The following is a 9,355-nucleotide window of genomic DNA, read 5'->3' on the forward strand; positions in this document are numbered from 1 at the left end:
AGCCGGTACCGGGCCAAGGGCGGTGCATGCCAGCTGCCATGCACTCCGATCTTCGCCACGCTGCGTCGTCGTACTTGGGGCGGGCGTACCGGGCCGATGGACAACATCATGGCGATCATCTCTTCTATACTGCTTTATGTGCTGTGGATGCTACTGCCGGCAGTAATTGCCATCGGTATCTTCCGGCTTTTTCCGGATACCAAGGTTCGGGCGTCCGGCCCCTTCCAGAATCTCACCATTAATGTGACGGGAGCCTTCGGAGCATTCTTCATTACCCTGTTGGCCGGCTGGTTCCTGATAGACCGGATAGATGCCAGGATCCAGCAGTCGCTGGTATCGCCTACCTGGGAAGTGATGGTCAAGGTGAGCTTCCTTGACAATGAGGGGGAGGAAATCCGAGTCGACAGGGCATTAAGAGAGGATGTCAAAGTGTTCGTCGAGCCGCCGATCGCCAAGACTGCCGAGCTGCCCTATGTCTATGTGCGTCTTCCGCTGGTCAAGCCGGGAGAGTGGCCGACACTCTACTTCAATGTCCCAGGCTTCATCTCCGAGACGCTGAGTCCTCGTCGATTGATCGCCGACGGAGAGGCCGAAGTAGATAGCTGGCGACAGCGCGTCGATCTAGGTGAGATGGTCCTGCGCCAAGTACCGGATATTCCCTCCTCGACACGTCCCAGAGTGGAAGCGTATCTGGCACCGGCGCCGGGAGGGCCACCGATGCCGGCCGTTCCCGGCGAGGCTTCCACAGAGAGAGAGCGGCCGTGATGAACGCAGGACTGAAGCGCTCATGCCCGGCGTTGCTGGCTGTCCTTTTCCTGCTCTGGGCGTCGCCGGCCTTGTCGGTTGACCTGCGCGGCCGAGTCGATAGTCATAATCCTTATGCATCCACTCCCTTTCCCTTGTCGAATACGCCAGTCTATTTATGGCGGTGGGTCCCGTCACGCTGGAATCTCGTCGCACAGACCATTACGGATCCGTCTGGCATGTACTATTTTAGCCGGATTAGCCCCGGAAACTACATGATTCAGGTGCACGGACAGAATTTCCCCGTCACTGTGCGCAATGTGCCTTTCCAAGATATTCCCCCGGTTCTGGTCAGGCGTTACTAGTTCCGGCTGCCGACAGAGGGATTGCCCAATGAGCTTTCAATTGACCTGGTTACCGACGGTGCTGCGCAATGCCGGTCTTCGGATAGCGGAGGTGGATGGCTGGGGTAATCGCGGCTTTGCCAACCATGCCGGAAGAAGTGGTTGGTAGGGCGCGACAGCGTTGCGGCAGATCCGTGACGAGCGGCGTCGAGGGCGCACGGATGCCAACCGGCGGGTCGGCGAACATAAGGATGGAACATGATCAGAGGGGCCGCCATGTTCGCGTTTACCCGGCCGGTATCGACGCAAGGCCCGAGCCGGTGATCCGGCTCGGGCCTCGGGCGTGATGCCGGGCGCTCGCTCGACGGCGGGCGACGCGGGTCAGTAGGCGCCTTCGCTGTAGGTCAGCTCATAGCTGTGGCTGTAGATCTCGAGGATGTTCCCGAACGGGTCCTCCATGTAGATCATGCGGTAGGGCTTCTCGCCCGGATAGTAGTAGCGCGGCTTCTCCATGCGCTTCTTGCCGCCGGCGGCGACGATGCGCTCGGCCAGCCCCTCGACGTCGGGGTCCTGCACGCAGAAGTGGAAAACCCCGGTCTTCCAGTACTCGAAGTTGTTCTCCGGGTTCTGCGCATTGGGGAACTGGAACAGCTCGATACCGATCCGGTCACCGGTCGATACATGGGCGATCCGGAAGCTGCCCCAGCCGCTGCCGAACACATCGGTGCACATCTCGCCGATGGCGCTGTCGCCCTCGACGACCTCGGACGGCTCCATGATCAGGTACCAGCCCATGACCTCGGTGTAGAACGCCACCGCCTTGTCCAGATCCGGCACCGAGATGCCGATATGCGAAAAGTTTCTCGGGTAAGCGTTGTGCATAACCGCTCCTTTCGTGTGAATGATGGCGCCAGTGTACGAAGTCTTGATAATCACTTAAAATTATCATTCATCATATTTATGAGTCTGGGGCGTAATGATCAATCCGAACTGGCTGCAGACCTTCTGCACCCTGGTGGAGGTGGGGCACTTCACCCGCACCGCCGAGAAGCTGCACATGACGCAGTCCGGCGTCAGCCAGCAGGTGCGCAAGCTCGAGGAGCAGCTGGGGTGCGCGCTGCTGGTTCGGCAGGGCAAGCAGTTCACGCTCACCGACGCCGGGGAACGCCTGTATCGGGAGGGGCGCCAGCTCGTGCTGGCGCTTGGGAACCTCGAGCAGCGGGTGGCGGCGGATCCCGCCTGGGAGGGGCTCGTGCGGGTGATGTCCCCCGGCAGTGTAGGTCTCAAGCTCTACCGCCGCCTGCTGGCCCTGCAGTGCCGCCACCCCGCGCTGGTGATCGACTATCGCTTCGCCCCCAATGCCGACGTGGAGCGCGCCGTGGCCGGCGGTGGCGTCGACATCGGCTTCATGACGGCGCGCTCCTCGCTTGAGGAAGTCAGCGTCAGGCCGGTGGCCCGGGAGCCGCTGCTGCTGGTCACGCCGGCCGCGGTGGCCGAGCCCGACTGGGAGACGCTGTGCCGGCTTGGCTTCATCGATCATCCCGACGGCGCGCACCATACCGGCCTGCTGCTGGGCGCCAACTACGCCGAGTACGAGTCCATCCAGCAGCTCGAGAAGACGGGGTTCTCCAATCAGATCAACCTGATTCTCGAGCCCGTGAGCCTCGGCCTGGGCTTCACCGTGCTGCCGGCCCACGCGGTCGAGGCCTTCGATCACCCCGCGCACGTCAGGATCCATCCGCTGGCGCATCCGGTCAGCGAGACCCTCTATCTGGCCTCGCATCGTCGCAAGGCCATGCCGAATCGCGTGAAGATGGTGGAGGAGGAGGCCCTGCAGCATCTCTAGCAGGGCCTCGCTCGCGACGAGCTAGATTCTACCCTCGAGAGCCGGCCGAAGCGTCGCGCCTAACAAAAGCACCATCAACGCCGGAGGGATCGCGATGCTCGAGAGTGTGTTTGCCCAGATCGGGATGATCCTCGGTCTTACCGTCGTGGGGGGAGCATTGGCGCAATGGCTGCGCCAGCCGCTGATCGTCGCCTTCATCGGCGTGGGCATCCTGCTCGGGCCCTCGGGTTTGAGCCTGGTGGAGCAGCGCACCGAGATCGATCTGTTCGCCAGGCTGGGCATCGCCCTGCTGCTGTTCGTGGTGGGGCTGAAGCTCGACCTTCACATCATTCGCACCGTGGGGCCGGTGGCGCTCGCCTGTGGTCTGGGCCAGGTGATGTTCACCTCGGCGGTGGGGTATATCATCGCGCTGGGGCTCGGCATGTCGCCGGTGACGGCCCTCTACGTGGCCGTGGCCCTGACGTTCTCCAGTACCATCATCATTGTCAAGCTGCTGTCCGACAAGCGCGAGGTGGACTCCCTGCACGGGCGTATCGCGGTCGGCTTTCTGATCGTGCAGGATATCGTGGTGGTGCTGGTGATGATTGGCCTGACCGCCTACGGGCAGGCCGACGGCGACGTCAACATGGCCTGGGAAGCCTTGCGGGTGATGTTGACGGGCGGAGCCATGCTGGCGGGGCTGGCTCTGCTGATGCGCTACGTCCTGCCGGGGCTGTTGCATCGGCTGGCCCACTCTTCGGAACTGCTAATGCTCTTCGCCATCGCCTGGGCGGTCATCGGTGCCGTGGGCGGCGAAGCCCTCGGCTTCAGCAAGGAGGTCGGCGCCTTCCTCGCCGGGGTGTCCATCGCCTCCACCCCCTATCGTGAGCAGGTGGCCTCGCGTCTGGTGAGCCTGCGCGATTTTCTGCTGCTGTTCTTCTTCATCGAGCTCGGTGCGACCCTGGACCTCGGCATGCTGGGCGCACAACTCGGCGCCTCGGCGATCCTTTCGCTCTTCGTACTGGTCGGCAACCCGTTGATCGTCATGGCCATCATGGGCTACATGGGCTACCGCAGGCGCACCGGCTTCCTCGCCGGTCTGACGGTGGCGCAGATCAGCGAGTTCTCCCTGATCCTGGCGGCGATGGGGCTGGCCCTGGGCCATCTGCAGGAGGAAACGGTGGGGCTGATCACCCTCGTCGGGCTGATCACCATCAGCGTATCCACCTACATGATCCTCTATTCACATGCCCTCTACGAGCGCCTGGCACCCCGGCTCTCGATCTTCGAGCGCCGGGTGCCGCACCGGGAGCTCGATAGCCTGGCGGAGGGCAACAATGAAGTGGACGTCCTGCTGATCGGGCTGGGGCGCTACGGCGCGGCACTGGCGGCAGACCTCCGGGAGCGCGGCTGTCGTCTCCTGGCGGTGGATTTCGATCCCACCACTGTCCAGCAGCATGCCCGCGACCGCTACCGGGTGTGCTACGGGGACGCCGAAGATCCGGAGTTCCTGGCGACCCTGCCGTTGCGCCAGGCACGCTGGGTCGTCAGCACCCTCCGGGACCCCGATGCCAACCGTATGCTGCTGCATGGCCTGCGCCAGCAAGGATTCCCTGGGAAGGTGGCGATCGCCGTCTCCCAACGTCGGGATGCCCGGCACTTCGCGCAGGAGGGCGTGGACCTGGTGCTGGTGCCCTACGCAGATGCCGCAAGGGAAGCGGCCATCCGAGTGATGGCCTCCCCACCGTCGGTCGAACCTCGAGAAGGGGAGAGAGCATGAAACGCTTTCGGAACATCCTTTATGTCGTCGAGCCATCGGTTCCCCAGGAGGCGGGGCTCGCCCGGGCGGCCACCCTGGCGGAAAACAACCAGGCGACGCTGACCCTCATCGATGTCGTTCCCGAGGAGGTGCTGGATCTGTCGCTCGCGCCCCGGGGACCGTCATTCGTCGAGTTCCGAGACGCGGTGATGGCCGAGCGTCGAACCTGGCTCGAATCGCTGATCGCCCCTCATGCCGATCGGATCACCTGTCGGATCGAGGTGCTGACCGGGATCACCTTCATCGAGGTCATTCGGGCCGTGCTACGGGAGACCCACGACCTCGTGATCAAGACGGCGGAAAATCCGGAGTGGAGTCGGCTGCTGTTCGGCAGCGACGACATGCACTTGATGCGCAAGTGTCCCTGTCCGGTCTGGCTGATGAAACCGGAGGAGAAGCCCAACTACCGACGCATCGTCGCGGCCTTCGATGTCGATGTGCACCGCGCCGTGCCTGGTGAGCAGGTGCTGAACGACGACATTCTGGATATCGCCAGTTCCCTGGCGCTCTCCGACTTCGCCGAACTGCATCTCGTGCATGCCTGGGATACGCCGGAAGCCGGTTTCGTGGGCCTCTGGACCAGCGACCCCGAGACGACGGAGCGCCATCTCGTCGAGGGTGAGCAGGCCCGTCACAAGCTCGGCATGGAGAGGCTGACGTTTCGACTTCGCGAGCGCATCGGCGACGAGGCCTATGATTATCTTTCGCCGCGGATCCATCTGCCCATGGGCCCGGCACGCAAGCAGATCCCCCTGTTGGTCGACAAGCTCAAGGCGGACCTGGTGGTGATGGGAACGGTGGCCCGAACCGGGATCCCCGGCTTCATCATCGGCAACACCGCCGAGGCGGTGCTCTATCAGCTGCAGTGTTCGGTGCTGGCGCTGAAGCCGCCGGGGTTCGTTTCCCCGGTCACCCTCGAGTGACCCTGGTCCGGGTGTCGCCCCGGCCGGAGAAGTGTCATCAAACCTTGATCCAGGTCTCACGAATCGTGGGCACACCTGGGGTAGCTTGGTGGCAAGGGCGCCGCCCGTCGACCGGCGGCGATCGCCTATCGGTGAGCTAAGGATGGGAGCGCGATGAACGATGCGACGCAGGATCGAGTGAGCTCGGCCAGGCCGGACTGGCATGCCCGGCCGGCCGATGCCGTGGCGGAGCACTGGGCCGTCGCGCCGGAGAAGGGGCTGGATGAACCGGAGGTGACCCGCCGCCGCGAACGCTACGGCCTCAACCGCTTGCCCGAAGCGAGGCCTCGGGGGCCGCTGATTCGCTTCCTGTCCCAGTTTCGCAACCTACTGATTTACGTGCTGCTCGGGGCGGCCTTGATCACGGCCCTGCTCGGCCACTGGGTGGATACGGCCGTGATCGTGGGGGTGGTGCTGGTGAATGCGGTCATCGGCTTCGTCCAGGAGGGTAAGGCCGAGGACGCCCTGCGGGCGATTCGCGACATGCTCTCTGCCCGGGCCATGGTCGTTCGCGAGGGGCGTCAGTACAGCGTGCCGGCGGAGGAGCTGGTGCCCGGTGACGTCGTGCTACTGCAGGCCGGAGACCGGGTGCCGGCCGACCTGCGCCTGTGGCGCGCCCGTGGCCTGCAGATCGAGGAAGCGGCGCTGACCGGCGAGTCGGTGGCGCAGGAGAAGTCCATCGAGCCGGTGGCGGGCGAGGCGGTGCTTGGCGACCGCCTCGGCATGGCCTACTCCGGCACCTTGGTGACCCACGGCCAGGGGGCCGGCATCGTGGTGGGCTCGGGGGCAGACACCGAGATCGGCCGCATCAGCCGCCTGGTGTCGCAGGTCGAGACCCTCACCACGCCGCTGCTGCGGCAGATGGCGACCTTCTCGCGCTGGCTGACCGGTGCCGTGCTGGGGCTGGCCGCCTTGATCTTCCTGTTCGGCATCCTCTGGCGCGGCATGGCGCCCGCCGAGATGTTCATGACGGTGGTGGGCCTGGCCGTCGCGGCCATTCCCGAAGGCCTGCCGGCGATTCTCACCGTGACGCTGGCCATCGGCGTCCAGCGCCTGGCCGGCCGCCATGCCATCATCCGCCGCCTGCCGGTGGTGGAGACGCTGGGCTCACTCAGCGTGATCTGCTCCGACAAGACCGGCACCCTGACCCGCAACGAGATGATGGTCCGAAGCCTGGTCTCGGCCGCGGGCCACTGCCGGGTGGAAGGCGAGGGCTACTGTCCACGCGGCGCTTTCCGGCGGGGCGAGGAGCCCCTGGACCCGGCACGCCATCCCTGGCTGATGCGGCTCCTGCGGGCGGGCCTGCTGTGCAATGACGCCACCCTGGAAGAGACGGACGAGGACTGGCAGGTGCATGGCGACCCCATGGAGGGGGCATTGATTGCCGCCGCGCTGAAGGGGGGGCTGGATGCCGATGACGAACGTGCCGCGAACCCGCGTACCGATCTCATTCCCTTCGATGCCCAGCACAAGTTCATGGCCACCCTGCATCACGATCACCAGGGGGAGGCGTTCGTCTACGTCAAGGGTGCGCCGGAACAGGTGCTGCGTGCCTGCCAGGCCGTGTGGGACGAGCAGGGCGAGTCGCCGCTGGACCAGGAAGCCTGGGAGCAGCACATCGAGGCCCTGGCGGCGGAAGGGCAGCGCGTGTTGGCGGTGGCCTGCAAGGGCATGCCGTCGCATGCGCAGGAGGTGGATTTCGCCGACGTGGAGTCGGGCCTGGTGCTGCTGGGGCTGCTCGGCTTGATCGATCCGCCACGCGAAGAGGCCATCCGAGCCGTCGCCGACTGCCGGGAGGCGGGGATCCGGGTCAAGATGATCACCGGGGACCATGCCGGCACCGCCCGGGCGATCGCCGCCCAGCTCGATCTTTCCAACTGCGGCGAGGTGATCACCGGACAACAACTGGAAAGCATGGACGACGAGGCGCTGGCCCGGCGCGTCGAGGACGTGGACGTGTATGCCCGCGTCAGCCCCGAACACAAGCTGCGCCTGGTCACCCTCCTGCAGGCGCAGGACGCGATCGTCGCCATGACCGGTGACGGCGTGAACGACGCCCCCGCCCTCAAGCGGGCCGACGTGGGCATCGCCATGGGCCGCAAGGGGACCGAGGCGGCCAAGGAGGCCTCGGAGATGGTCATCGCCGATGACAACTTCGCCTCCATCGTGCGCGCCGTCGAACAGGGCCGCACCGTCTACGACAACCTGAAGAAGGCGATCGCCTTCCTGCTGCCCATCAACGGCGGGGAGGCCATGAGCATCCTGGTGGCGGTGCTGTTCGGCCTCACCCTGCCGATCACCCCGGTGCAGATCCTCTGGGTCAACATGGTCAGCTCCGTGGCGCTGGCCATGGCGCTGGCCTTCGAGGCCACCGAGCCGGATGCCATGCGCCGGCCGCCCCGGCCCGCCGACGAGGCCATGATCTCGGGGTTCCTGCTGTGGCGCATCGCCCTGGTGGCGCTGCTGATGGCGGCCGGCGTGTTCGGGATCTTCCGGCTCGCCCTTGCCGACGGGGCGAGCCTGGAGGAGGCCCGCACCTATGCCGTCAACACCCTGGTGGTGATGGAGATCTTCTACCTGTTCAGCGTGCGCTTCCTGCGCACGCCCTCCCTGAGCTGGGCGCACATGGTCGATTCCCGCGCCGCCATCCTCGCCGTCGCCGTGGTGGCCCTGCTGCAGCTCATGTTCACCTACGCGCCCTTCATGGAGCGCTTCTTCGACACCCGGCCGGTGGATTTCGTCCACGGCGTCGAGATCGTGCTGATCGGGGTCGGCCTGTTCGCGGTGCTGGAACTGGAGAAGCTCTGGCTGCGACGCGCCGCCGGCCGGCGCCGTTCCGATGACGGCTGAAGGCGGGTGAAAGGTCGTTTGCCGGAATGCGCAGGCCCCGATATTGGGCCAGGATGGCGGCATCGATCCGCCATCTTCGCCACGGGACCCCGCATCATGGACACCGGCCTGTTTCGCCTCATTCGCATCGACGACGCCTCGCCCCATCTCGCCACCCTGGCCGGCTGGGCCCATGACGAGTGGGGGCACCTGAATCCTTGTCGCGGCTTGGCGGCCGCCGTCGAGGCGTTCCGCGCCGACTGCGGGCCGGCCGGGGTGCCCTCGGTGTTCGTCGTCCTGCACGAGGGGCGCCCGGTGGGCATGGCCAGCCTGGTGGTCGACGACATGAGCGACCGAACGGAGCTGACGCCCTGGCTGGCCTCCGTCTACGTGCGCCCCGAGTGGCGGGGGAGGGGTATCGCCTCGCGGCTGGTGCGCCGCGTGGAGGAAGAGGCCCAGGCCCACGGCCATCGGCGTTTCTACCTCTACACGCCGGACCAGCAGGCCCTCTACCGGCGCCTGGGCTGGAAGGACCTGGAGGATCGCCGCTACCGCGGCGAGGCGGTGACCAAAATGCTCGACATGCCCCGTACTTTTAGTGCGGGGAAGGATAGCGCGGGCGCCGTAGGCGCCCTATGATGCTGGATATAAATATAGCTTGAGTCACTATGCAACGCCTCCAAGCCTTTAAATACGAGCTGATGCCGAACGGCGAACAGGTGCGCAAGATGCGCCAGTTCGCCGGCATGGCGCGGTTCGTCTTTAACCGTGGCCTGGCGTTGCAGAAGGCGCGATATGAAGCCGGCGACAAGAAGCTCGGCTATGCCGCCTT

Annotated in this window: 8 protein-coding genes; 7 read left to right on the forward strand and 1 reads right to left on the reverse strand. The window is 65.5% G+C overall.

The window, feature by feature from the left end; all coding sequences use genetic code 11:
• Positions 1-108: 108 nt before the first annotated feature.
• Entirely contained in the window at positions 109-765 is a 657-nt protein-coding gene (locus FEI13_RS17395; RefSeq protein ID WP_138182776.1) for a hypothetical protein, read from the forward strand.
• A 704-nt stretch (positions 766-1,469) separates the two neighbouring features.
• Here the strand turns inward: FEI13_RS17395 and FEI13_RS17405 are convergent.
• Positions 1,470-1,970 carry a lactoylglutathione lyase family protein gene (locus FEI13_RS17405; RefSeq protein ID WP_138182777.1) on the reverse strand — a complete coding sequence of 167 codons (501 nt, stop codon included), beginning with the start codon at positions 1,968-1,970 and terminating at the stop codon, positions 1,470-1,472.
• Positions 1,971-2,064: 94 nt separating this feature from the next.
• Between FEI13_RS17405 and FEI13_RS17410 the strand changes: the two genes are divergently transcribed.
• From FEI13_RS17410 to FEI13_RS19755, 6 genes are all read left to right on the forward strand, one after another.
• Complete coding sequence (locus FEI13_RS17410) at positions 2,065-2,934, forward strand: LysR family transcriptional regulator (RefSeq protein ID WP_138182778.1); 870 nt, start codon at positions 2,065-2,067, stop codon at positions 2,932-2,934.
• Between the two features lie 94 nt (positions 2,935-3,028).
• Positions 3,029-4,693, forward strand: coding sequence for a cation:proton antiporter (locus tag FEI13_RS17415; protein WP_138182779.1), 1,665 nt, complete (start codon positions 3,029-3,031; stop codon positions 4,691-4,693).
• The gene (locus tag FEI13_RS17420; RefSeq protein WP_138182780.1) at positions 4,690-5,655 is read left to right on the forward strand and encodes a universal stress protein; all 966 of its coding nucleotides are present in this window, start codon (positions 4,690-4,692) and stop codon (positions 5,653-5,655) included. The genes FEI13_RS17415 and FEI13_RS17420 overlap by 4 nt, the downstream gene beginning before the upstream one ends.
• A 153-nt stretch (positions 5,656-5,808) precedes the next feature.
• Positions 5,809-8,544 carry a cation-transporting P-type ATPase gene (locus FEI13_RS17425; RefSeq protein WP_138182781.1) on the forward strand — a complete coding sequence of 912 codons (2,736 nt, stop codon included), beginning with the start codon at positions 5,809-5,811 and terminating at the stop codon, positions 8,542-8,544.
• 96 nt (positions 8,545-8,640) lie between these two features.
• The gene (locus tag FEI13_RS17430) at positions 8,641-9,162 is read left to right on the forward strand and encodes a GNAT family N-acetyltransferase (protein WP_138182782.1); all 522 of its coding nucleotides are present in this window, start codon (positions 8,641-8,643) and stop codon (positions 9,160-9,162) included.
• Between the two features lie 29 nt (positions 9,163-9,191).
• On the forward strand, positions 9,192-9,355 hold a 164-nt coding region (locus FEI13_RS19755), incomplete at its 3' end, for a helix-turn-helix domain-containing protein (RefSeq protein ID WP_158294567.1).

The organism is Halomonas urmiana (genome assembly GCF_005780185.1).
Lineage (GTDB): Bacteria > Pseudomonadota > Gammaproteobacteria > Pseudomonadales > Halomonadaceae > Halomonas > Halomonas urmiana.

Excerpts from the sequence above, each read along its gene's own strand:
- FEI13_RS17430 (WP_138182782.1), top strand. The coding sequence starts at position 8,641 with ATGGACACCGGCCTGTTTCGCCTCATTCGCATCGACGACGCCTCGCCC.
- FEI13_RS17405 (WP_138182777.1), bottom strand. The coding sequence starts at position 1,970 with ATGCACAACGCTTACCCGAGAAACTTTTCGCATATCGGCATCTCGGTG.
- FEI13_RS17410 (WP_138182778.1), top strand. The coding sequence starts at position 2,065 with ATGATCAATCCGAACTGGCTGCAGACCTTCTGCACCCTGGTGGAGGTG.
- FEI13_RS17420 (WP_138182780.1), top strand. The coding sequence starts at position 4,690 with ATGAAACGCTTTCGGAACATCCTTTATGTCGTCGAGCCATCGGTTCCC.
- FEI13_RS17425 (WP_138182781.1), top strand. The coding sequence starts at position 5,809 with ATGAACGATGCGACGCAGGATCGAGTGAGCTCGGCCAGGCCGGACTGG.
- FEI13_RS17415 (WP_138182779.1), top strand. The coding sequence starts at position 3,029 with ATGCTCGAGAGTGTGTTTGCCCAGATCGGGATGATCCTCGGTCTTACC.
- FEI13_RS17395 (WP_138182776.1), top strand. The coding sequence starts at position 109 with ATGGCGATCATCTCTTCTATACTGCTTTATGTGCTGTGGATGCTACTG.